The sequence below is a fragment of the Streptomyces sp. BE303 genome, assembly GCF_036290945.1.
GTDB lineage: Bacteria > Actinomycetota > Actinomycetes > Streptomycetales > Streptomycetaceae > Kitasatospora.
In genome coordinates, this window is record NZ_JAQYWZ010000210.1 from 1 (window position 1) to 366 (window position 366).

The window sequence follows — 366 nt, forward strand, 5'->3', positions numbered from 1 at the left end:
CCCGCCCAACGCCAACTCGTCGAAATCCTGCGCGCCCTCACCGGCGACGCCAAAGTCATCGCCTTCGACGAACCCACCACCTCGATCTCCGTACACGAGGTCGACGAGCTCTTCGACCTCATCCGCCGCCTGCGCGACCAGGGCTTAGCCGTAATCTAAGTCTCCCACCGCATTCAGGAGATCTTCCAGCTCTCCGCCCGCATCGCGGTCCTGCGCGACGCCGCCCTCGCCGGCGTCCAGGACGCCGCGACCACCAGCGAGGGCGACCTCGAGCGGCTGATGTACGGCCCCGAACTGTCCGCCATGTACTCACGCCACCGCCTCGACACCGACCGCGTCCTCTTGGATCTCCGTGCCGAGACCACC

General features: G+C 67.2%; 1 protein-coding gene. It reads right to left on the bottom strand.

Going from position 1 to position 366, the window contains the following annotated elements:
* Positions 1-173: 173 nt before the first annotated feature.
* Complete coding sequence (locus PUR56_RS01370; RefSeq protein WP_329947502.1) at positions 174-305, bottom strand: hypothetical protein; 132 nt, start codon at positions 303-305, stop codon at positions 174-176.
* Between the last annotated feature and the right edge of the window lie 61 nt (positions 306-366).

Bases quoted from the DNA above. Each gene is read 5' to 3' on its own strand.
- PUR56_RS01370 (WP_329947502.1), bottom strand. From the start codon at position 305: ATGGCGGACAGTTCGGGGCCGTACATCAGCCGCTCGAGGTCGCCCTCG.